This is a genomic window from Amycolatopsis sp. NPDC114504 (assembly GCF_055633595.1).
Genome location: NZ_JBVKDU010000005.1, coordinates 561,825 through 581,038, shown reverse-complemented (window position 1 = coordinate 581,038; position 19,214 = coordinate 561,825). Strand labels below are relative to the sequence as shown.

The following is a 19,214-nucleotide window of genomic DNA, read 5'->3' as shown; positions in this document are numbered from 1 at the left end:
AACTCTGTACGTCGTACGTAATTAAGGTGGGCAGAATGAGCGGCGTGAGCACGGAGGAGAACGACGACGGCGACCCGCGACGGGCGATCGAGCTGCTCTGGGGCGTCTCGGCACCTCCGCGACGCGGCCCGAAACCGAAGCTGACCACGGCCGACGTCGTCCGCACGGCGATCGCGCTGGCCGACGCCGACACGATCGACGCCGTCACCATCCGCCGCGTCGCCGAGCAGCTCGGCGTCTCCCCCATGTCGCTCTACACCTACGTGCCGGGCCGGGCCGAGCTGCTCGACCTGATGATCGACCACGCCCACGGCGAGCTGCCGGTCCCCGACCCCGGTCTCGGCTGGCGCGAGGCGCTCACGGCGATCGCCGACGACCAGTGGGCGCTCTTCCACCGCCACCCCTGGCTGCTGCAGGTCACCACCAGCCGCTCGGCGCTGGGACCGCACAGCTTCGCCAAGTTCGAGCACGAACTGCGTGCGGTCGAAGGCATCGGGCTCGACGACGTCGAGATGGACGCCGCCGTCACCCTCGTCACCGGCCTGGTCCGGACGACCGCGCGCAGCTCGCTCGACGCCGCCCGCCTGGTGCGCACCAGCGGCCTGACCGACGCCCAATGGTGGGAGCGCGCCGCGCCGGTGCTGGCCGGCATCCCGGCCGCCGACGCGGCGCACTACCCCCTGGCCTCGCGGGTCGGCCAGGCCGCCGGCGAGGCCCACAACGCCGCGGAAGACCCGGCCTACACCTTCCGCTTCGGCCTCGCCCGCGTCCTGGACGGCATCGAAACCCTGATCTCAGAGCGTCAGCCGTAGTTCCGCCGGCCGCCAGGTCCCGCCGTCGGGCGCGCGCGGCACGTCACCGGCCAGCGCCAGGTCCGGGAACCGGGCGAACAGCGTCGACAGCGCCACCTCCGTCTCGACGCGGGCGATCGACGCGCCCAGGCAGAAGTGCGGGCCGTGCGAGAACCCCAGCTGCGCCGGCCCTTCGCGGGTGACGTCGAGGCGGTCCGCGTCGGGGAACGCACGCGGGTCGCGGTCGGCGGCCACCATCGCGGCCGTCACGCGCTCGCCTTCGCGGATCAGCTGCCCGTCGATCTCGACGTCCTCGCGCGCGAACCGCGGCGTGGTCAGCAGCTGCGGGCTGCAGAAGCGCATCAGCTCCTCGACCGCGCCCGGCCACAGTCCCGGGTCCGCGCGCAGGGCCGCGAGCTGGTCCGGGTGGCGCAGCAGGGCTTCGACGGCGTTGGCGATCAGGTTCACCGGCGTCTGGCCGGCCAGCACGAGGTGCCAGACCAGGGTGACCAGCTCGGTGTCGGTGAGCCGGTCGGCGTCCTCGGCGCGCACGAGGTCGCCGATGAGGTCGTCGCCCGGTTCGGCCCGGCTGCGCGCCACCGCGTCCTGCGCGCCCGCGATGATCTCCGGGATCGCGGCGGCGAAGTCCGGGCCCATGCCACTGGCGACCGCGGCGCCGTACTCCCGCCAGCGCGGCCGGTCGGCGCCGGGAATGCCGGCCATCTCGCAGATGACGTCCATCGGCAGCGGCCGCGCGAAGTGCGGGATCAGGTCGACGACGCCGTCTTCGGCGTGGGCGGGCAGCTCGTCGAGCAGCCGTTCGGTGAGCGCGGCCAGTCGTGGGCGTAGCTGCGCGGCGCGCTTCGGCGTGAACGCCGGTGCCACGAGCCGGCGCAGCCGCAGGTGTTCCGGTCCGTCCTGCTCGGCCATCGTCCGCATGTACTCCAGGCAGTGCTCGGGGATGCCCGGCGGGCGCATGAAGCTCTCCGCCCGGACCTCGAACCGCGGGTCGGCCAGCATCGCGCGCGCCTGGGTGTAGCGGGTCAGCGCCCAGAACGGGCCGAAGCCGGGGATGACGAGCTTGGCCACCGCACTCATCTCCCGGGCCTGGTCGTAGGCGGTGAACGGGTCAGTCAGGACCTTGAAGTCGGTCAGGTCGATCTCGGGGGTCATCCACCACTCCAAATGTTCACATCAGATGTTCTAATCATCTCAGTGGTCACGGTATCTTGGCTCGCGACGCCACGGCAAGGAGGACGATGGTCAGGCTCAGCAGGACCGAGACCCAGGAACGCAACCGCGCGAAGGTCCTCTCCGCCGCCCGCGACGAGTTCGCCGGACGTGGCTTCCGCGACGCGAAGATCGACGTCATCGCCGAACGCGCCGAGCTCACCCGCGGCGCGGTCTACTCCAACTTCCCGGGCAAACGGGCCCTGTACTTCGCGGTACTGGCCGACCTCGCCGAACGCGCGCCCCGGTTCGCCACCCCACCGCCGGACGCCGGCGCGGCCGACGTCCTGGCCGCCTTCGCCCGCGCCTGGGTCGCGCGCCTCCCCCTGGCCACCGACACCGACAGCGGCGACGCCCGGCTCGGCCGCGACCTGCTGCCCGAGATCCTCGCCGACGAGCACACCCGCCGGCCGTTCGCGCAGCTCATGCGCGTCGACGCGATCCTGCTGGGGCTCGCCCTGGAACGGGTGCGCCCGGGACGGCGCCTGGTCCGCGTCGCCGAAGCCGCCCTCACGACGTTGCACGGCGCGAGCCAGCTCGCCGCCGCCGCGCCCGGCTTCGGCGAGCCGTTCCACATCGTCACCGCCTGCACCGCGCTGCTCGACCTGGACCTCGGCGACGACTGGCCGGCCGTCCCGCCGATCACGAGCCAGGCCCGGCCCGCCGACGAGGCGTGGACCCCGCCGGCGGCGACCGACCTGCTGACCGGCGAGGAGTTCCGGCCCGGGGACGGCGTCGTCACGATCCTCGGCCTGCACCGCGCCGCCGCCTTCGAAGAGGCCGTGCGCACCGGCGCCGACGTCACCGCCGTGCTCGTCACCAGCGACCCCGCCGAACTCGCCCCGCTGGCCCGGCTCGCCGTCGCCGACTTGCGCGGCTGCCTCGACCAGGCCATCGCGCCCCCGGCCCGGCCCCGTCTTCGGCTCGTCTGCGACGCGGCCGGCGAGCTCGCCGCGGCCGCCGGTGTCACCGCGGTCAGCGACGCCACCGAGGCGGCCGTCCGCGTCGAAGCCGGCCGGATCGTCGCGCGCGCCGAGGGATTCGGCGCCTGTCACGCGGCGGCTGTCGGTCCCGGGCCCGGCCGTTCGTCGGGTGGGTGACCCGGCGGAAGGAGCAGCGGTGGACGTCGAGACCGCGGTCGCGGAGGCGTTCCGCGAGGAGTGGGGCCAGGTCGTGGCCACGCTCATCCGGATCACCGGCGACTGGGACCTCGCCGAAGAGTGCGCCCAGGAGGCCTTCGCCCTCGCCCTGCGCACCTGGCCCCGCGACGGCGTCCCGAAGCGGCCCGGCGCCTGGCTGACCACCGCCGCCCGCAACCGCGCCACCGACCGGCTCCGCCGCGAGACCGCCGGCGCCGCCAAGCTGCGGGAGGCCGCCTTGACCCACGTGCCGGACGAGCCCGAAACCGACGACAGCGGCGTGACCGACGACCGGCTGCGCCTCATCTTCACCTGCTGCCACCCGGCACTGGCCACCGAAGCCCAGGTCGCGCTCGCGCTGCGCACCCTGGCCGGGTTGTCCACCGCCGAGATCGCCCGCGCCTTCCTCGTCCCCGAAGCGACCATGTCGCAACGACTCGTGCGGGTGAAGCGCAAGATCCGCCACGCCGGCATCCCCTACCGCGTCCCGCCCGCGCACCTGCTGCCCGAACGCACCGCCGCCGTCCTCGGCGTGCTGTACCTGACGTTCAACGAGGGCTACTCCGCCAGCGCCGGGCCGGATCTGCTGCGTCCCGACCTCGCCGCCGAAGCCGTCCGGCTGGCCCGCGTCCTGGCCCACCTGATGCCGGACGAACCCGAGGTCCTCGGCCTGCTCGCGCTGATGCTGCTGCAGCACGCCCGCCGCGCCACCCGCGCCGGTTCCGACGGCGAGCTCGTCCCGCTCGAGGAACAGGACCGCACCCGCTGGGACGCGGCCGGCATCGTCGAAGGCACCCAGGTGCTGGAGACGGCGTTGCGCCGGCGGCGGCCCGGGCCGTACCAGATCCAGGCGGCCATCGCGGCCTGCCACGCCACCGCCGCCCGGCCCGCCGACACCGACTGGGCCCAGATCGCCGGCCTCTACGGCGAGCTGCGCAAGCACGTCCCCAGCGCGGTCGTCGAGCTCAACCGGGCCGTCGCGGTCGGCATGGCCGACGGCCCGCTCGCCGGACTCGCGCTGCTCGACGAGCTGACCATGGACGGCTACCACCTGCTGCCGGCCACCCGCGCCGACTTCCTCCGCCGCCTCGGCCGCCACGCCGAAGCCGCCGAGTGGTACGCCAAAGCCCGCGACCTCGCGCCCACCGAGGCCGAACGCGCGTACCTCGCGCGAAGAATCTCCGAAGCGGTGTCGGTCCCGGGCGGTCCTGTTCGTCGGTCGGGTGAATCCCGGCCACCTCAGGAGAGCCCATGACCACCCTCGCCGTCCCCGGCGCCACGATCACCTACGACGTCACCGGAAGCGGCCCGGTGCTGCTGCTGGTCCCCGGCGGGCCGGCCGACGCCGCCGTGTTCACCCACATCCGGCCGCTGCTGGCCGAAACCCGCACCGTCGTCACCTACGACCCGCGCGGCCTCGGCCGCAGCCCCCTCGACGGCGAGCCGGGCGACGACATCATCCGCGAGCACGCCGACGACGTGCACCGCCTGCTCGCCGAAGTCGGCCCCGCGGACGTCTTCGCCAGCAGCGGAGGTGCCATCACGCTGCTCGACCACGTCGTGCGCCACCCCGGGGACGTCCGCACGGTCGTGCTGCACGAGCCGCCGGTCACCCGTTACCTGCCCGCCGACGCCCTCGACGGGCCCGACATCCCCGCGCTGTTCCGCGACCACGGCCTCGACGCGGCCTTCCCCGCCTTCATGGCGCTCGTGGGCGTCGACCCCGCACCCCCGCTCGACCCGCGCGGCGAAGGCAACTTCACCTACTTCTTCGCCCACCTGATGGCCGCCACCGGTGCCTACGAACCCGACCTCGGCGCGCTCCGGGCGACGTCCGCGCGGCTGGTCGTCGGAGTCGGCGAGAAGTCCGCCGGGTCGACGGCCCACGAGACCGGCCTCGGGCTCGCCACCGCCCTCGGCCTGACCGCCGTGGAGTTCCCGGGCGACCACGGCGGGTTCGCCACCGAACCGGAAGCCTTCGCCGCGCGCCTGCGCGAAGTACTGGAAGGACGCTGAATGCGGTACCTGCTGATGATCGCCGGCGACGATACCGCCGAGGAACACCAGTACGACGGCTGCGACGGCTGGGGCGAGGACCTGGCCCGCCGCGGCAAGATCCACGGCGGAGGCGGCCTGCGCCCGCCGTCGGAAGCCACGACGATCCGCGTCCGCGACGGCGAGGTCCTGCTCACCGACGGCCCGTTCACCGAGGCCAAGGAACAGATCGGCGGCTACGTCGTCCTCGAGTGCGACGACCTCGACGAAGCCCTCGAGATCGCGTCCCGGCACCCGGCCGCGACGTACGGCAGTATCGAGGTCCGTCCGATCTTCGTCCCGGAGGAACTCTGATGCCGTCCATTGTGGACCGACCGGCCCAGCGGTACGTCGCCGAGCGCGCCACCGTCGGGATCGAGGAGTTCCCGCGCATCGCCGACCGGCTGCCGCCGCTCATCGGCACGCTCGCCGGCCACGGGATCGTGCCGGCCGGGGCGCCGTTCTTCCGCTACCGCGTCCTGCACCCCGGGATGCGGTTCACCGTCGAAGCGGGCGTCCCGATCGAGGGCGACTTCACCCCGGCCGCACCGGCGTTCCTCGGCGACCTCCCGGCGGGGAAGTACGTCCTCGAAACCTACGTCGGCGCCCCGGACGGCCTGGCTACCGCGACCGCGGAGGTCCTGGCCTGGGGCGCCGCCGAGGGTGTCATGTGGGACGTCACGGAAGGCCCCGACGGCGAGGAGTGGGGCGGCCGCCTGGAAGTGCTGCGCACCAACCCCCTGGAGGTGCCGGACCCGAACCAGTGGGTCACCGACCTGCTCTTCCGCCTCGCGGACTGACTCAGCGGCCGGTGAGCACGGCCGCCACCAGGCAGCCGAACCCGGCCGTGCTCACCACGGCCCGCAGCACGTTCCAGCGCACCCAGACCGACTCGAACGCCGCCCGCACCGCCGCGTAGTCGTCGCCGCCGCTGTCCAGCGCGTTGTTCAGCGGGATGTTCACCACCGCGGTGATCACGATCATCGCCAGCAGGAACCCGAACCCCGCGATCACCCACGGCCGCGGCCCGGGGTTGAGGAAGATCGCGACGCCCGCCAGCACCGGCGCGCCCAGGAACGTCAGCATGAAGACCGGGTTGACGATCGCGACGTTGATCCCGCGCATGCCCTCCACGAACGTCTTGTCGTCGCCGCGCGCGAGCCCCGGCATCACCGAGCACGCGTAGGCGTAGAACAACCCGGCGATCAGCCCGGCCGCGACCAGCGCGGCCACTAGTACCACAGTGGACATCGGTCTCTCCTTCCCCTTCACCGCGACCAGATTCCGGTCGCCGCCGCGTCCCGCGCGAAGGCGGCGAAGTCCGTCGCCGGCCGGCCCAGCACCCGTTCGACGTCGTGGGTCACCGACTCGTTGCGGCCGTCGAGCACCCGCGCGAACAGCTCCGTCAACGCCCCGACTTCTTCTTCCGGCACGCCGTACTCGACCGCCGCGGCGGCGTACTCCTCGGCGGAAACCGGAACATAGCGGACATCCCGCCCCGACGCGGCCGAAATTTCCGCGGCGGCGTCGGCGAAGCCGAGCAGCCGCGGTCCGGTCAGCTCGTACAGCCGGCCCGTGTGGCCGGGTTCGGTCAGCACCTTCACCGCGACGTCGGCGATGTCGCGGACGTCGACGAACGGCTCGGTGACCGTGCCCGCCGGCAGCGCGATCTCGCCGCCGCGCACGGCGTCGAGGAGGAAGTGCTCGCTGAAGTTCTGCGCGAACCAGCTGCACCGCAGGACCGTCCAGCCGGTCCCGGCTTCGGCCACGATCCGTTCGCACGCTTCGGCTTCCTCCTCGCCGCGGCCGGAGAGCAGCACCAGGTGCCGGACCCCTTGTGTCACGGCCAGTTCGGCGAACGCGTGGATGTCGGCGGCCGCCTCGGGCACCACCAGGTCGGGGTAGTAGGTCAGGTACACGGCGTCGACGCCTTTCAGCACCGGCGCCCAGGTCTCGCGGTCGCTCCAGTCGAACGGCGGCGCCCCGCGCCGCGACGTGATCCGCACCGGCAGACCGCGCTCCCGCAGCCGATCCGCCACGCGGCGCCCGGTCTTGCCGGTGCCGCCCACCACCAGGAAGTTCGTTGTCATGGCAGTGAGTCAACCGCCCGCGATTAAGACTCTCCATAGTTCAAAGCCTCGATCGCATGTTCCAGCGTCTACACTCGGCGACATGGACCCGCTCGCCGCGCTCCTCGACGGCCCCCGCGCGCACGGCGCGTTCCTGCTGCGCTCGGTGCTGACCCCGCCGTGGTCCCTGCGCATCGAAGACGAAGCGCCGCTGACCGTGGTGTCGGTCGTGCGCGGTGAAGCGTGGATCGTCCCGGACGCCGGCGAGAACGTGCTGCTCGGCGAAGGCGACGTCGCGATCGCCCGCGGCCCGGATCCGTACGTGGTCGGCGACCACCCGTCGACGCCGCCGCAGGCGCTGATCCAGCCCGGCCAGGAGTGCCGCACCCCCGACGGCGGGCACCTCACCGCGTACGCCGACCTCGGGGTCCGCACCTGGGGCACGGGCGGCCCGGTCGTGCTGCTCACCGGCACCTACGGCATGGAAGGCGAGATCAGCAAGAAGCTCCTGGCCGCGCTGCCGACGCTGATCGTCCTGCGGGCGGCCGACTGGCCGACGCCGCTGGTCGGGCTGCTCGCCGACGAGATCGGCCGGGACGTGCCCGGGCAGGAGGCCGTCCTCGACCGGCTGCTCGACCTGCTGCTGATCGCCGCGCTGCGGGCGTGGTTCGACCGGCCCGACACCACCGCGCCCGCCTGGTACCGCGCCCACGACGACCCGGTCGTCGGGCAGGCGCTGCGGCTGCTGCAGCACCAGCCGGCCGAGCCGTGGACGGTCGCCAAGCTCGCGTCCAACACCGGAGTCTCCCGGGCGGCGCTGGCCCGGCGGTTCGCCACGGCGGTCGGCGAGACGCCGATGGCCTACCTCGCCGGCTGGCGGCTCGCGCTCGCCGCGGACCTGCTGCGCCAGCAGCCGGACGCCACGATCGGCGCGGTCGCCCACCAGGTCGGCTACGGCAGCGCGTTCGCCCTCAGCGCGGCCTTCAAACGCGAGTTCGGCGTCAGTCCCCAGCGGTACCGGACGGCTTGAGCGGCACGGAACTGTGCTCGTGGACGATCTTCCAGCCGTCCTCGCCACGGCGGAACCCGACGGTCGAGCGCACCCACATGTCCACGACGGTGTCGTCGGTCATCGTTCCCCGCACCTGGAACAGGTAGTGCGCGAACGCGACATCGCCGTCGGCGACGACTTCGAGGTCGCGGATCTTCAGGTCGATCGTGGAGCGGTACGCGCCGAACCACTCCCGCAGCCGGTTCCGCTCGGCGTCCCGGCCGGTGTCGCGCAGCGGGCCGAGCGCGTCGAACAGCGTGACGTCCTCGGCGTATTGGGCCACCAGCGTCTCGACGTCCTTCGCCGCGACGGCTGCGACCCGTGATTCGACGAGCAGTTCGGGCGTCATTTCAGCTCCTCGCCGAGCCGGTCCAGCCAGTCACCGGTGCCCTGCTCGCGCCAAGCCGGTTCTTCGGCGCCGTCGAGGAAGGTGCCCTGTTCGGTCAGGACCAAGCGGGTGCCGTCGCCTTCGCCGACCAGCTCGACGGTGGTGATCGAGACCGTGGCGAGCGTCTTCCCGCCGCTCAGCGCCGTGGAGTAGACGATCCGCCGCTCCGGCACGATGTCGTGGTAGGTCGAGAGGACCGCCAGCGGCGTCCCGTCCGGGCCCACGGCCTCGACGGTCTCGCGGCCGCCGACGCGGAAGTCCAGCTCGTGGGTCCCGTCGGGGGCGAACCAGCGCGTCTTGACGGCCGGGTCCGACCACGCGGCGAACACCCGCGACGGCGGGACGGGGTAGGTGCGTTCGAGCGTGAAGGTGCTGTGGTTGACGGTCATGTCGTGCTCCCTTCCGACATTCCTGGCGGCTCGGCGAGGACGTCGCCGAGCCGGTCGAGCCTGCTTTCCCACGTGGTGCGCTGCCCGCCCAGCCAGTGCTCGCCGGCGCGCAGCATCTCCGGCTCGATCCGGCAGGTCCGCACGCGGCCGACCTTCTCCGACCGCACGATCCCGGCGGATTCGAGCACCTGCAGGTGCTGCACGACGGCGGCGAGCGACATGGTCAGCGGCTCGGCGAGCTCACTGACCGACGCCGGCCCGCGCACGAGCCGCTCCACCAGCCCCCGCCGCGTCCGGTCGCCCAGGGCGCGGAACACCAGGTCCAGCTCATGGTCAAGCATGTACTTAAGTTATGCCCGCGTTCGCCAATAGTCAAGTAATTACTTAAGCATTGCGGTGACGGCATCAGGGAGCCCTGGCGTTTCCCGGAGCACGGCGAAGACCTTGGCCAGCGCGCGCTCGGCGTTGTCGGCGCGACCGGTGCAGGTGCGCAGCTCGGCCCCGAGGCTCGTGGTGGTCTCGTGCATGGACCGCACGGTCTGTTCGTGTGCCGCCTGCAGTTCGGCCAGCCGCTGGTCGTACCCGGCGCGCAGGCGCTCGGCATCCATCCGGGCCCGTTCCAGGGCGGCTTCCTGCGTGGCGTGGTGGGCAGTAGCTGCCCGGGTCAGCTCCTCGCGTGCCGCGTCGAGCCGACCGGCGGCCGTCTCGGCGCGGGCTTCCGCCGTTTCGGCACGCGCCGCGGCGGCCTGGGCGCGGCCGCGTTCGTCGTCGAGCGCGGTGCGGGTGGCCGCGACGTCCGCGGTCAGGGTGGCGATCGTCGATGCCCGCTCGCCGGCCAGGGTCGCGCTCGCCTCGGCCCGTTCGGCGACCCGTGCGAGCTCGTCCCGGACCGCGGACAGCTGCCCTTCGACGCGCTGCCGCTCGTGGAGCGCCTCCCGCTGGGCGCCGCGGGCAGCGTCCCGCTCCCGGAGAGCGGTTGCTGCCTCCTTCTCGGCGGTGCCCGCTTTCCTGACGGCCTCTTCGGCCGTTTCGCGAGCTTGGGCGGCTTCAGCTTCGGCGAGCCCACGCTGCCGGCGGTAGTCGTCGGCCTCGGCCAGGGCGGCGTCCCGTTCGGCGAGCGCGGCGGCGGTGGTGGCTTCCAGCTGATGGCGCAGGGTCGTCAGCGTCTCGACCAGCCCTCGCGCGGGCTCGAGCACGCGATCGACCTGCCCGGCGAGCGCGGTGACGGCGGTGTCGTCCAGCTCGGTGTCGCTCTCCCGCAGCGACTCGGCGTCCGACAGGACAGCTTCGGCGTCGCGACAGTTGAGGTTCCGGCGCCCCCAGGTCTTCCCGTCCTGGCAGAACCGAGCCCGGCTCCCCCGCCCCACCGCCGGCGGCAGCGGCGCCCCACAGCGCCGGTACTCGCAAATCCGAGGCTGACCTGCATCTTCCGTCATGATCAGGAGTCTATCAAAGCTTCTAATTAGAACTAGATACAGCTATTCAAAATCTAAAGATAGCTAGTTGCACACTTGAGTTCGGATAAGGTTACATATCCGAACTCAGAACAGGGCGAGAGATCGAGGGGCAGCGAGCGGCAGATTCGAGGGCCTCGAAAACTAGGACCCCCCTTGATGTCAACCTGGAGTTGACGCCGAGGCTCGCTTCCGCTCCAGCAGGGCCCTCTCGGCCGCGTTACCCGTCAGCTCGATCGCCGTCGTGTAGGCCGTCGCCGCTTCCCCGCTCCGGCCGACCCGGTCCAGGAGCTCCGCACGGATCGCGTGGTACAGCGGGAACCGCGGCAGCTCGAGTTCCTCGACCAGCGCCAACGCCACTTCGGGACCGTCGACCTCGGCGACCGCCACCGCACGGTTCAGCGCCACCACCGGTGTCGGCGTCACGGCCAACAGCTGGTCGTACAACGCCTTGACCTGGGACCAGTCCGTGGGCGCGTCGCTGTGGACGGCCTGGATCGCCGCCTGGATCTGGTACGGGCCCGGCTGGTTGCGGCGCAGGCAGCGACGGACTATCTCCTGGCCCTCGGCGACCAAGGCCGCGTCCCAGCGCGAAAAATCCTGGTCGGCCAGCAGCACCACGGCGCCGTCGGCACCGGTGCGGGCCGCGCGGCGCGCGTGGATCAGCAGCATCAGTGCCAGCAGGCCCCACGCCTCCGGCTCGTCGGGCATCAGCCCGGTCAGGACGCGGGCGAGCCGGATCGCCTCGTGGCACAGGTCGTCGCGGACCAGGTCCTCCCCCGCGCTCGCCGTGTAGCCCTCGTTGAAGATCAGGTACAGCACGCCGAGCACCGCGGCCAGCCGCGCCGGCAGGTCGGCGTCCTGCGGGACGCGGTACGGGATGCCCGCGTCGCGGATCTTGTTCTTCGCCCGGACGATCCGTTGGGCCATCGTCGGCTCGGCCACCAGGAACGCGCCGGCGATCTCCGCGGTGGTCAGGCCGCCGAGCAGCCGCAGCGTCAGGGCGACCTGCGTGGGGCGGGCCAGCGCGGGATGGCAGCAGGTGAAGATCAGCCGGAGCCGTTCGTCGGGCACGGCGCCCTCCTCGACGGGCTCTGTCTCGGCGTGCAGAAGTGCGGCCTGGGCGTGCTTGTCCGCCCCGGCGGCCTCCCGGCGCAGGCGGTCGATGGCGCGGTTGCGGGCGGTCGTGATGATCCAGCCGGCCGGGCTCGGGGGCGTCCCGTCGGCCGGCCACCGCCGGACCGCCTCGGCGAACGCGTCCTGCACGGCCTCCTCGGCGACGTCGATGCTCCCGAAGACCCGCACCAGCACCGACACCGCGCGGCCGTACTCCGCGGTGAAGACCTCCTCGACGCTCATCCCGCGAACGGCCGCACCTCGACCGGCAGCGGTGCGACGGCGTCGGCGAGCCTGCCACCCCAGACGAGCGCCGCGTCGAGGTCGGGCGCGGTGATGATCGTGAACCCGCCGAGGTGTTCCTTGCCTTCGGCGAACGGGCCGTCGGTGACGAGCGTGTCGCCGTCGGCGGCCCGCAGCACCGTGGCGCTGGAGGGCGGGTGCAGCCCGCCGGCGAACACCCAGGCCCCGGCGGCCTTGAGGTCGGTGTTGAGGGTGTCGAGCTTCTTCGTGATCCCGTCGAGGACTTCCGGTGGCGGGGTCGGGCCGTCGGGCTGGTAGATGCTGAGCAGGTACTGCTTCACGCGGTCTCCCTCGGTCGGTGCTTTCCCCGCTGACACGAACGGCGCCCCGCCGGATCGACAGCGTTCCGGAAGAATGATCCCGTAATCTTCGGCGCGTGCCCGAGCTCGAACCGGTGACCGACGCCGCCGCCCTCACCGCCGCGAGCCCGCAGGACCGGCTCGCCCTGCTCGACGAAGCCGCCGCCCGGCACGTCGACGGGCAACGGCCGCCGAACACGCTCAAGGCCTACGCCCAGGACTGGCAGGTGTGGCAGGACTACACCGCCGAGGCTGGGATCCCGCCGCTGGCGGCGTCGATCGGCGCCCTGACGGGGTTCGTCGTCTGGCTCGAACGCGGCCGCACGCTGCGTCCGGACGAACGCGTCGTGCCGGAAGTGCCGGAGCGGGCCGCCCCGGCGGCGCCGTCGACGATCGAACGACGGCTCACCGGCGCGCTCGCCGGGCTGCGGCACCACAAGGTCGTCGTCGACCCCGAAGCGAGCCGTGCCGCGTGGCGCGCGTTGAAGGGCTACCGGCAGCGGCTGGCCCGCGAGGGGATCCAGCGGGGTCGCGGCAAGGCCACCATGGTCACGCTCACGGACCTGCGGGCGATGTCCCGGGCCTGCCCGGACACCCTGTCCGGCGCCCGCGACCGCGCGATGCTGCTGATCGGCTTTCCCATCGCCGCCCGGTGTTCCGACCTGGCGAACCTGCTGGTCACCGACGTCGAGCCGGTCGACGACCGGGGCCTGGCGGTGACCGTGCGGCACGGCAAAAGCACCGGCGACATGGTCGTCCCGCGGCGCGAGAGCCCCGACACCGACCCGGTGCGGGCGTGGCACGCGTGGCGCTCCGGCGCCGGGATCACCGAGGGGCCGGCGTTCCGCCGGGTCGACCGGCACGGCAACGTCGGCGCACCCGCGTTGAGCACGACCGGCGTCAACCAGATCCTCACCCGGGCCGGCGTCCGCGCGGGCCTGCCGTACCCGGTGACCGGGCATTCGCTGCGGTCCGGGTTCGCCACCGAAGCCCGCCGCGCCGGGGCCGACGACCTGGCGATCGCCGACCAGGGGCGCTGGGTGCGCGGCAGCCGCGCGCTGTACGAGTACATCCGCCGGGTCGACCAGTGGAACGACAACGCGGCGGGCGTGCTCGACCTCTGAACACGCGCTCAGAGCGGCCAGGGGAAGGCCGCCGACGACGCGCCGGGCCACCAGAGTCCGCCGAAGCTCACCCGGTCAGCCACGCCCGGGTGGCGCCGGCAATCGCGCCAGGCCGCCGAAGTTCACCTGGTCAGCCAGGCCCGGCTAGCGCCGGCGACGCGCGAGTCTGCTGAAGCTCACCCGGTCAGCCAGGCCCAGGTGTCGCCGGCGACGCGCCAGCCCGCTGAAGCTCACCCGGTCAGCCATACCCGGGTAGCGCCGCCGACCGCACCAGCCCGCCGAAGCTCACCCGGTCAGCCGCGCCCCGGTGGCGCCGACGACCTCGCCGTCGAAGCGGGCGAGCCAGCTGCCGCAGACGCAGCGCACGTAGTCGAGCCGGTGGGTGGCGGGCCGGGACGCGGTCGCCGGCAGTTCGGCGAGCGGCCAGCCGCAGCGGGGGCAACGGTTTCCGTCCATACCCCGATCGTGGTGTAATGGCTTTGTGCACTTCAACCCTTACGGCGGTCCGGCCGCACTGGTGGCCGCCGACCTCGTGAACGCGGGGTCAGCGAGTGAGCTGCTGGACGGCATGGTCCGCAATGGCATGTCCATCCCGTCGCTGACCGACGACGAAGCCGCCCGGATCGCCGCGTGGGCCCGCGTTCTGCGCCCGGTGTTCGCCGCCGACCCCGCGGCGCGGCCGGACCTGGTCAACGACCTGCTCGCCGAGGCGGCGTGCCGGCCTTACATCGCCACCCACGACGGGAAGCCGCCCCACCTGCATTACTCGGTCGAAGACGCCGGCCCGGTCGGCCGCGTCCGCGCCTACACCGCGGGCGGCCTCGCCCACCTCGTGTGCGAGGCCCCGGACCGCCTCGGCATCTGCGGCCGCGAAGGCTGCGAAACGGCGTACGTCGACACCTCCCGCAACGGCCGCCGCCGCTTCTGCTCGACGCGCTGCGCGACCCGCGTCCACGTCGCCGACCACCGGGCCCGGCAGCTCACCGCTTGACGGCGCGCCAGCCCAGGACAGTCGGCGTGGGTGCGCCGCCTTCGGCGAACCGCTCGAACACCAGCCCCGCGCCGAGGACGGCGTGGAGCAGGTCGGGCAGCGGCCGATGGGTGGCACCGACCTTGTCCCGCACACCGCGGTCGGTCCAGGACGCCGTCGTCCAGCCGGGCTCCCGGTACCCGGGCCGGACGACGACCGCCCGCTCGTCGGACCGGTCGGCGAACGCGCCGCAGAAGCACGGGTGCACTCCGATGTGGACGAACACCCCGCCGGGGGCCAGCACGCGTGCCACCTCGCGCAGCACCGCCGGGTAGGCGGGCATGTCGGTGTGCACCATGAGAGACGCGACCGCGGGCAGCGATCCGGTGGCGACCGGCAGTGCTTCGCCGTCGCCGCGCAGCACGGGCAGCCGTCCGGACGCGTGGCGCAGCATGCCGGCGGAGATGTCGACGCCGAGCGGCGTCCGGCCGAGCTCCCGGATCCGGCCGGCGTGGGCGCCGGTGCCGCAGCCCAGTTCGAGGCACGGCCCGGAGCCGAGGCCGAGGAGGTCGCGCAGCACGGGGCCGATCTCCAGGGGATCGTCGCGTTGACCGGGCAGGAACGTCGTCTCGTACCAGTCGGCGATCGCGTCGTAGGACGTCATCTTTCCCGTGTACCGGCCGCCGGCGGCGGTGCGCCAGGGATTCCGCCCCGGGCGGAAGGCGCGCGGCAGGGGGCCGCTTAGACTGCGGACATGAGCAAGCGCTTAGTGGTCATGGGGGACTCGTTCACCGAAGGCGTCGGGGACGACGACCCGGCCGCCCCGAACGGCGTCCGCGGCTGGGCCGACCGCGTCGCCGAGCAGCTCGCCGCGCGCGAGCCGGGCTTCCGCTACGCCAACCTCGCCATCCGCGGCAAGCTGCTGCCGCAGGTGCTGGGCGAGCAGCTCGAGCCGGGCCTCGCCCTGGACCCCGACCTCGTCTCCCTCTACGCCGGCGGCAACGACCTCATGCGGCCCAAGGTCGACATCGACGCGCTGCTCGTCGACTACGAGACCGCCGTCGCCCGGGTGCGCGCGACCGGAGCCCGCCTCATCCTGTTCACCGGGGTCGACGGCGTCGAGGACCCGCTGTTCCGCGCGATCCGCGGCCGGGTCGCGATCTACAACGAGCTCGTGCGCGGCATCGCCGCCCGGCACGACGCCCTGCTGGTGGACCTGTGGTCGATGCGGCAGCTGTGCGACCGCCGGTTCTGGGCGCCGGACCGCCTGCACCTCAACGCGCTCGGGCACACCGAGGTCGCCATCGAGGTGCTGCGGGTCCTCGGCGTCGAGCACCCGCTGCTCAGCCCGGAGCTGGCGCCGCGTGAGGTGCTGAGCCCGGCCGCGCGCCGCAGCCAGAACCTGCAGTGGGCGCGGGAGCACGCGCTGCCGTGGGTGCGGCGGCGCGTGAAGGGCGAGTCGTCCGGGGACACCATGGCCGCGAAGCGCCCGACGCTGGAGCCGGTCGGCTCAGCGCCGCTCCCCCGCTGACGGACGAAGCCCGTCGAAGAGGATCGTCACGGCCCGGTCGCGCAGCCGCGCGTCCGGGCCGGCGTATTCGGCGGCCTTCGCCACGCCGATGATGATCGTGATCAGCTCGCCCGGCACGAGGTCCTCGCGGACCGCGCCCGCGACCTGGGCGCGGGTCAGCAGCACCCCGAGCGCGCCGAGCAGCCGGGCGCCGATGTCGGATTTGGCGTGCGGCACGCTCACCCCGGCGGCGGTGAGCGCCTCGAAGTAGGCGTTCTTCGCACCGGACATCTCGATCCAGCTGGTGAGGAACGAGAAGAACGCCCCTCCCGGGTCGGCGGAGTCGGCCGCGACGACGGATTCGGCCTCGGCGACGAACCGCTGCAGCCGGGCGATCAGCACGGCCTCCAGGAGTGCTTCCTTCGTCGGGAAGTGCCGGAACACCGTGCCGATGCCGACGCCGGCGGCGCGGGCTACCTCTTCGGTGGGTGCCCCGGTGCCCTTGGCCGCGAACACGCTCTCGGCCGCGTCCAGCACGCGCGCCCGGTTGCGCCGGGCGTCGGCGCGCAGGGGTTTCGTCTCGGCGGGATCAGCGGTCACCTCCCGATGGTACTGCGCCGTTTGTCACTGATCGGATCGATGACGGGCCGGGTCGTCCATCGCGTCCAGCAGCCGGGCCAGCGCGCGGGGTACGTGGGAGCGCCAGCCGCCGCCCATGATGCGCCGGGAGACGCGCTGGAACTCGTCGTCCGGGTCGAAGCCGGTATGGCTGAGGAAGAGCCGGGTGCCGGTGCCCTCCGGCTCGAGCCGCCAGGTGACCGTCCACTGCGGACCCCAGCGGATGCTGAGCTTGCGCTCGGGCTCGACTTCGAGGACCTCGCACGCCACCGGTCCGCCGGCGAACCCGGCCGCGGGCACCGGTTCGGCCAGCAGCTGGAACCGGTGTCCCACCACGGGTTCGATGTCGTTCGGCATGTTGATCCAACGCTCGAGGAGGTCCGGTTCGGTGAGGGCCCGCCAGACCTTGCGCGCCGGGTGGGCGAGGAACTGGTCGACGTGGATCGCCGTCGGGTCGTCGTCGCTCACAGGGCGTCCTCCTCGTCGAGCAGGTCACGCAGGTTGGCGAGCTTGCTCCGCCAGAACCGCTCGTACGGCGTGAGCCAGTCGGCGACCTCTTCCAGCGGGGCCGCGTCGAGGCGGTAGACGCGGTTGCGGCCCTGTCGCTGCTCGTTGACCAGGCCCGCCTCGCGAAGCACCCGGAGGTGTTCCGAAAGGCTGGGCCGGGCCATGTCGAACCGGTCGGCGATCGCGCCGGCGGCCATCGGGCCGTCCAGCAGCAGCCGCAGGACCTGCCGCCGCGCCGGGCTGGCCAGCGCGGCGAAGACGTCGTCGTTGACCGGCATCAGTTCGGCGCGGCGCCGAAGTCCGACGGCTGCAGCAGGCCGAGGGTGTGGCCGTCGAGGTCCTTGAAGGACGTCGCGAGCCCCCACGGCCGCTCCTCCGGGTCGGCCACCTCGACGCCGCCGGCCCGCAGCGCGGCGACGTCGGCGTCGAGGTCGGTGGTCTGCAGCTGGAAGTGCCGCGGGCCCGGCTCGATCCCGGCGACCTGCTGGTCGGTCAGCACCACGCCTGTCTTCGCGCCCTTCGGGGCGACCATCACGAACCGGCCGCCCTCGGGCGTGCGCCGGTCGACGAGCGCTTCGAAGCCGAGCTTGCCGACGTAGAAGTCCCGTGCGCGGGCGTGGTCGGCGACGGGCAGGGTCAGGAACTGCACGTGGGTGATCGTCATGCCAGCGACATTACGTAGGAGATCTCCTACATGTCAACGGGGCTGCCGAACCACCGTTCGAGCGCCGCCCGCAGCGTCTTCCGCTCGGTGTCGTCGGGTTCGGCCGAGCTGGTCGCCCAGGCGACGTACCCGTCCGGCCGGATGAGCAACGCGGTCGCGGCGGCCTGCGCCTCACCGGGAACGAGGTCGACGCGGTCGGTCCAGCCGCGCAGCTCGTCGCCGAGGGAGCCGGTGAAGTCGAGCAGCAGCGGCCGGGCCGTGCGGGTCAGCTCGGCGAGCCGCGTTCCGTCGGCCAGCACCAGGTCCGGGGCCCACCGGCCGTCGAGCGGGTGGTCGGTGCCCGGTTCGTACCTGATGTCCGCGCCGGACATCAGGTCGGCGATGTGCTGCACGGTGCCGGGCAGCCGCAGCAGCTCACCGAAGAGCTCCCGCAGCGCGGTGACGTCGCGGCCCGGCGCGATCAGCGCGGACTGGGCCTGGGTGTGCATGACGACGCGTTCGGCGACCGGGCGGCGTTCGCTCTCGTAGGTGTCGAGCAGCCCGGCCGGCGCCCGGCCGTGCAGCTCGGCGGCGAGCTTCCAGCCGAGGGCGACCGCGTCCTGCAGGCCGAGGTTCAGGCCCGGGCCGCCGATCCCGGAGTGGACGTGCGCCGCGTCGCCGAGCAGCAGGACCCGGCCCTCGCGGTACCGGTCGGCCAGCCGGGTGTTGCGGCCCCGCAGGCGTCGCAGCAGGTGTGGTCCGTCACCCTCCGGGGGTCCGATGGGCAGGGCGAAGCCGAGCACCCGCTCGATGGAGGCGCGCTGGTCGTCGAGGGTCATCGGAGGCTCGTCGACGTCCTCCTCGGCGTCGGTCCACTCCAGCGTGGTGACGAGGGCGCCGGTGGGGAACGGCGCGTAGACGAACAGGCCGGTTTCGGTGCGGTAGTGGAAGAACGGCGGGATGACGCCGTGGCCGGGCACGGTCAGCCCACCGGACGCGGCGTCGACGAACTCCGCGGGGACGGTGGCGTTCGCGGTGATGGAGAGGGTGCGGTCTTCGGTCACGCCGGGGAAGCCGATGCCGGCGAGCTTGCGCGTGATGCTGCGCCCGCCCTCGGCGCCGACGAGGTACCGGGTGGTGAGCCGGCCCGGTCCGTCAGGGCCGGCGACGTCGAGGGTGACAGCGTCGGCGTCCTGGGTCAGGCCGGTGAGCTCGTGGCCGCGGCGGAGCTCGACGCCGAGCTCGGCCGCGCGTTCGGCGAGCATCGCCACGATGCGCCGCTGGGGCACACCGAGGATGGTGAGCGAGTTGTGCTCGGCGAGGCTGAGGTCCAAGCGCATCGCCCCGAAGACGAACCCGGGGGCGGGCGGGCCGATCGGGCCGGCGAGCCGGTCGTGCAGCCCGCGGCGGTCGAGGAGGCGCACGACCTGGCCGACCAGGCCGTTCGCGCGGTTCTCCTCGGTCGGCTCGGGCAGCCGCTCCAGGACCAGCGGACGGATGCCGGCGAGGGCGAGTTCGCAGGCGAGCATGAGGCCGTTGGGCCCGGCACCCGCGATGACGACGTCTTCCATGGCGGAAC

General features: G+C 73.1%; 26 protein-coding genes. 10 read left to right on the top strand and 16 right to left on the bottom strand.

What is annotated here, in order from left to right; all coding sequences use genetic code 11:
• The first annotated feature begins 35 nt into the window (after positions 1-35).
• The gene (locus tag ACZ7PG_RS38730; protein ID WP_470244162.1) at positions 36-812 is read left to right on the top strand and encodes a TetR/AcrR family transcriptional regulator; all 777 of its coding nucleotides are present in this window, start codon (positions 36-38) and stop codon (positions 810-812) included.
• Here ACZ7PG_RS38730 and ACZ7PG_RS38725 read toward each other — a convergent pair.
• Entirely contained in the window at positions 795-1,964 is a 1,170-nt protein-coding gene (locus tag ACZ7PG_RS38725) for a cytochrome P450 family protein (RefSeq protein ID WP_470244161.1), read from the bottom strand. The genes ACZ7PG_RS38730 and ACZ7PG_RS38725 overlap by 18 nt on opposite strands.
• A gap of 86 nt (positions 1,965-2,050) precedes the next feature.
• Between ACZ7PG_RS38725 and ACZ7PG_RS38720 the strand changes: the two genes are divergently transcribed.
• The 5 genes from ACZ7PG_RS38720 to ACZ7PG_RS38700 are packed head-to-tail and all read left to right on the top strand — an operon-like array spanning position 2,051 to position 5,994.
• Positions 2,051-3,121: a TetR/AcrR family transcriptional regulator gene (locus ACZ7PG_RS38720; RefSeq protein WP_470244160.1), complete on the top strand. Its 1,071-nt coding sequence runs from the start codon at positions 2,051-2,053 to the stop codon at positions 3,119-3,121.
• 19 nt (positions 3,122-3,140) lie between these two features.
• Positions 3,141-4,415: an RNA polymerase sigma factor gene (locus ACZ7PG_RS38715; RefSeq protein ID WP_470244159.1), complete on the top strand. Its 1,275-nt coding sequence runs from the start codon at positions 3,141-3,143 to the stop codon at positions 4,413-4,415.
• Positions 4,412-5,176, top strand: coding sequence for an alpha/beta fold hydrolase (locus ACZ7PG_RS38710; RefSeq protein ID WP_470244158.1), 765 nt, complete (start codon positions 4,412-4,414; stop codon positions 5,174-5,176). Before ACZ7PG_RS38715 ends, ACZ7PG_RS38710 begins: the two co-directional genes overlap by 4 nt.
• Positions 5,177-5,509, top strand: coding sequence for a YciI family protein (locus ACZ7PG_RS38705; RefSeq protein ID WP_470244157.1), 333 nt, complete (start codon positions 5,177-5,179; stop codon positions 5,507-5,509). It abuts the gene before it with no gap.
• Positions 5,509-5,994 (top strand): GyrI-like domain-containing protein, encoded by a 486-nt coding sequence (locus ACZ7PG_RS38700; RefSeq protein WP_470244156.1) that lies wholly within the window; start codon positions 5,509-5,511, stop codon positions 5,992-5,994. The genes ACZ7PG_RS38705 and ACZ7PG_RS38700 overlap by 1 nt, the downstream gene beginning before the upstream one ends.
• A gap of 1 nt (position 5,995) precedes the next feature.
• Here ACZ7PG_RS38700 and ACZ7PG_RS38695 read toward each other — a convergent pair whose 3' ends face one another.
• Together ACZ7PG_RS38695 and ACZ7PG_RS38690 are read right to left on the bottom strand one after the other, a co-directional pair.
• Positions 5,996-6,445 (bottom strand): anthrone oxygenase family protein, encoded by a 450-nt coding sequence (locus tag ACZ7PG_RS38695; RefSeq protein ID WP_470244155.1) that lies wholly within the window; start codon positions 6,443-6,445, stop codon positions 5,996-5,998.
• Between the two features lie 17 nt (positions 6,446-6,462).
• Complete coding sequence (locus tag ACZ7PG_RS38690) at positions 6,463-7,284, bottom strand: NAD(P)H-binding protein (protein ID WP_470244154.1); 822 nt, start codon at positions 7,282-7,284, stop codon at positions 6,463-6,465.
• Between the two features lie 82 nt (positions 7,285-7,366).
• On the opposite strand from ACZ7PG_RS38690, the gene ACZ7PG_RS38685 reads away from it, so the two are divergent.
• On the top strand, positions 7,367-8,293 hold the full coding sequence (locus ACZ7PG_RS38685) for an AraC family transcriptional regulator (protein ID WP_470244153.1): 927 nt from the start codon (positions 7,367-7,369) through the stop codon (positions 8,291-8,293).
• On the opposite strand, the gene ACZ7PG_RS38680 is transcribed toward ACZ7PG_RS38685, so the two are convergent.
• The 6 genes from ACZ7PG_RS38680 to ACZ7PG_RS38655 form a co-directional block, all read right to left on the bottom strand.
• Positions 8,265-8,663 carry a YybH family protein gene (locus tag ACZ7PG_RS38680; protein ID WP_470244152.1) on the bottom strand — a complete coding sequence of 133 codons (399 nt, stop codon included), beginning with the start codon at positions 8,661-8,663 and terminating at the stop codon, positions 8,265-8,267. The two genes, ACZ7PG_RS38685 and ACZ7PG_RS38680, sit on opposite strands and share 29 nt — an antisense overlap.
• Positions 8,660-9,091: an SRPBCC family protein gene (locus tag ACZ7PG_RS38675; protein WP_470244151.1), complete on the bottom strand. Its 432-nt coding sequence runs from the start codon at positions 9,089-9,091 to the stop codon at positions 8,660-8,662. Before ACZ7PG_RS38675 ends, ACZ7PG_RS38680 begins: the two co-directional genes overlap by 4 nt.
• Positions 9,088-9,432, bottom strand: a complete 345-nt coding sequence (locus ACZ7PG_RS38670; RefSeq protein WP_470244150.1) for an ArsR/SmtB family transcription factor — start codon at positions 9,430-9,432, stop codon at positions 9,088-9,090. The genes ACZ7PG_RS38675 and ACZ7PG_RS38670 overlap by 4 nt, the downstream gene beginning before the upstream one ends.
• Before the next feature lie 39 nt (positions 9,433-9,471).
• Complete coding sequence (locus ACZ7PG_RS38665) at positions 9,472-10,527, bottom strand: hypothetical protein (RefSeq protein WP_470244149.1); 1,056 nt, start codon at positions 10,525-10,527, stop codon at positions 9,472-9,474.
• 180 nt (positions 10,528-10,707) lie between these two features.
• The gene (locus ACZ7PG_RS38660; protein ID WP_470244148.1) at positions 10,708-11,904 is read right to left on the bottom strand and encodes an RNA polymerase sigma factor; all 1,197 of its coding nucleotides are present in this window, start codon (positions 11,902-11,904) and stop codon (positions 10,708-10,710) included.
• Positions 11,901-12,245, bottom strand: coding sequence for a YciI family protein (locus ACZ7PG_RS38655; RefSeq protein WP_470244147.1), 345 nt, complete (start codon positions 12,243-12,245; stop codon positions 11,901-11,903). Before ACZ7PG_RS38655 ends, ACZ7PG_RS38660 begins: the two co-directional genes overlap by 4 nt.
• A gap of 95 nt (positions 12,246-12,340) precedes the next feature.
• Here ACZ7PG_RS38655 and ACZ7PG_RS38650 point away from each other — a divergent pair, with 95 nt between their 5' ends.
• Positions 12,341-13,387 carry a site-specific integrase gene (locus ACZ7PG_RS38650; protein WP_470244146.1) on the top strand — a complete coding sequence of 349 codons (1,047 nt, stop codon included), beginning with the start codon at positions 12,341-12,343 and terminating at the stop codon, positions 13,385-13,387.
• 285 nt (positions 13,388-13,672) lie between these two features.
• Here the strand turns inward: ACZ7PG_RS38650 and ACZ7PG_RS38645 are convergent, their stop codons facing one another.
• Positions 13,673-13,843 carry a hypothetical protein gene (locus ACZ7PG_RS38645; protein ID WP_470244145.1) on the bottom strand — a complete coding sequence of 57 codons (171 nt, stop codon included), beginning with the start codon at positions 13,841-13,843 and terminating at the stop codon, positions 13,673-13,675.
• A 25-nt stretch (positions 13,844-13,868) separates the two neighbouring features.
• Between ACZ7PG_RS38645 and ACZ7PG_RS38640 the strand changes: the two genes are divergently transcribed.
• The gene (locus tag ACZ7PG_RS38640) at positions 13,869-14,378 is read left to right on the top strand and encodes a CGNR zinc finger domain-containing protein (RefSeq protein WP_470244144.1); all 510 of its coding nucleotides are present in this window, start codon (positions 13,869-13,871) and stop codon (positions 14,376-14,378) included.
• Here the strand turns inward: ACZ7PG_RS38640 and ACZ7PG_RS38635 are convergent.
• Positions 14,368-15,021 carry a class I SAM-dependent methyltransferase gene (locus ACZ7PG_RS38635; protein ID WP_470244143.1) on the bottom strand — a complete coding sequence of 218 codons (654 nt, stop codon included), beginning with the start codon at positions 15,019-15,021 and terminating at the stop codon, positions 14,368-14,370. The two genes, ACZ7PG_RS38640 and ACZ7PG_RS38635, sit on opposite strands and share 11 nt — an antisense overlap.
• A 90-nt stretch (positions 15,022-15,111) precedes the next feature.
• Here ACZ7PG_RS38635 and ACZ7PG_RS38630 point away from each other — a divergent pair, with 90 nt between their 5' ends.
• Positions 15,112-15,888 (top strand): SGNH/GDSL hydrolase family protein, encoded by a 777-nt coding sequence (locus ACZ7PG_RS38630; RefSeq protein ID WP_470244142.1) that lies wholly within the window; start codon positions 15,112-15,114, stop codon positions 15,886-15,888.
• Here the strand turns inward: ACZ7PG_RS38630 and ACZ7PG_RS38625 are convergent.
• From ACZ7PG_RS38625 to ACZ7PG_RS38605, 5 genes are read right to left on the bottom strand one after another with little or no spacing between them, the layout of a single operon-like run.
• Entirely contained in the window at positions 15,868-16,467 is a 600-nt protein-coding gene (locus ACZ7PG_RS38625) for a TetR/AcrR family transcriptional regulator (RefSeq protein ID WP_470244141.1), read from the bottom strand. The genes ACZ7PG_RS38630 and ACZ7PG_RS38625 overlap by 21 nt on opposite strands.
• Positions 16,468-16,491: 24 nt before the next feature.
• On the bottom strand, positions 16,492-16,953 hold the full coding sequence (locus ACZ7PG_RS38620) for an SRPBCC family protein (protein WP_470244140.1): 462 nt from the start codon (positions 16,951-16,953) through the stop codon (positions 16,492-16,494).
• A complete protein-coding gene (locus ACZ7PG_RS38615) occupies positions 16,950-17,270 on the bottom strand; it encodes a metalloregulator ArsR/SmtB family transcription factor (RefSeq protein WP_470244139.1) in 321 nt (106 codons plus the stop codon). The genes ACZ7PG_RS38620 and ACZ7PG_RS38615 overlap by 4 nt, the downstream gene beginning before the upstream one ends.
• Positions 17,270-17,656 carry a VOC family protein gene (locus tag ACZ7PG_RS38610; protein ID WP_470244138.1) on the bottom strand — a complete coding sequence of 129 codons (387 nt, stop codon included), beginning with the start codon at positions 17,654-17,656 and terminating at the stop codon, positions 17,270-17,272. The genes ACZ7PG_RS38615 and ACZ7PG_RS38610 overlap by 1 nt, the downstream gene beginning before the upstream one ends.
• 26 nt (positions 17,657-17,682) lie before the next feature.
• Positions 17,683-19,206: an FAD-dependent monooxygenase gene (locus ACZ7PG_RS38605; protein ID WP_470244137.1), complete on the bottom strand. Its 1,524-nt coding sequence runs from the start codon at positions 19,204-19,206 to the stop codon at positions 17,683-17,685.
• Positions 19,207-19,214 lie beyond the last annotated feature (8 nt).

Coding starts and splice junctions, on each gene's coding strand:
- ACZ7PG_RS38615 (WP_470244139.1), bottom strand. CDS start 17,270: ATGCCGGTCAACGACGACGTCTTCGCCGCGCTGGCCAGCCCGGCGCGG.
- ACZ7PG_RS38605 (WP_470244137.1), bottom strand. CDS start 19,206: ATGGAAGACGTCGTCATCGCGGGTGCCGGGCCCAACGGCCTCATGCTC.
- ACZ7PG_RS38695 (WP_470244155.1), bottom strand. CDS start 6,445: ATGTCCACTGTGGTACTAGTGGCCGCGCTGGTCGCGGCCGGGCTGATC.
- ACZ7PG_RS38660 (WP_470244148.1), bottom strand. CDS start 11,904: ATGAGCGTCGAGGAGGTCTTCACCGCGGAGTACGGCCGCGCGGTGTCG.
- ACZ7PG_RS38680 (WP_470244152.1), bottom strand. CDS start 8,663: ATGACGCCCGAACTGCTCGTCGAATCACGGGTCGCAGCCGTCGCGGCG.
- ACZ7PG_RS38720 (WP_470244160.1), top strand. CDS start 2,051: ATGGTCAGGCTCAGCAGGACCGAGACCCAGGAACGCAACCGCGCGAAG.
- ACZ7PG_RS38700 (WP_470244156.1), top strand. CDS start 5,509: ATGCCGTCCATTGTGGACCGACCGGCCCAGCGGTACGTCGCCGAGCGC.
- ACZ7PG_RS38725 (WP_470244161.1), bottom strand. CDS start 1,964: ATGACCCCCGAGATCGACCTGACCGACTTCAAGGTCCTGACTGACCCG.
- ACZ7PG_RS38665 (WP_470244149.1), bottom strand. CDS start 10,527: ATGACGGAAGATGCAGGTCAGCCTCGGATTTGCGAGTACCGGCGCTGT.
- ACZ7PG_RS38705 (WP_470244157.1), top strand. CDS start 5,177: ATGCGGTACCTGCTGATGATCGCCGGCGACGATACCGCCGAGGAACAC.
- ACZ7PG_RS38730 (WP_470244162.1), top strand. CDS start 36: ATGAGCGGCGTGAGCACGGAGGAGAACGACGACGGCGACCCGCGACGG.
- ACZ7PG_RS38645 (WP_470244145.1), bottom strand. CDS start 13,843: ATGGACGGAAACCGTTGCCCCCGCTGCGGCTGGCCGCTCGCCGAACTG.
- ACZ7PG_RS38670 (WP_470244150.1), bottom strand. CDS start 9,432: ATGCTTGACCATGAGCTGGACCTGGTGTTCCGCGCCCTGGGCGACCGG.
- ACZ7PG_RS38635 (WP_470244143.1), bottom strand. CDS start 15,021: ATGACGTCCTACGACGCGATCGCCGACTGGTACGAGACGACGTTCCTG.
- ACZ7PG_RS38690 (WP_470244154.1), bottom strand. CDS start 7,284: ATGACAACGAACTTCCTGGTGGTGGGCGGCACCGGCAAGACCGGGCGC.
- ACZ7PG_RS38685 (WP_470244153.1), top strand. CDS start 7,367: ATGGACCCGCTCGCCGCGCTCCTCGACGGCCCCCGCGCGCACGGCGCG.
- ACZ7PG_RS38710 (WP_470244158.1), top strand. CDS start 4,412: ATGACCACCCTCGCCGTCCCCGGCGCCACGATCACCTACGACGTCACC.
- ACZ7PG_RS38610 (WP_470244138.1), bottom strand. CDS start 17,656: ATGACGATCACCCACGTGCAGTTCCTGACCCTGCCCGTCGCCGACCAC.
- ACZ7PG_RS38675 (WP_470244151.1), bottom strand. CDS start 9,091: ATGACCGTCAACCACAGCACCTTCACGCTCGAACGCACCTACCCCGTC.
- ACZ7PG_RS38630 (WP_470244142.1), top strand. CDS start 15,112: ATGAGCAAGCGCTTAGTGGTCATGGGGGACTCGTTCACCGAAGGCGTC.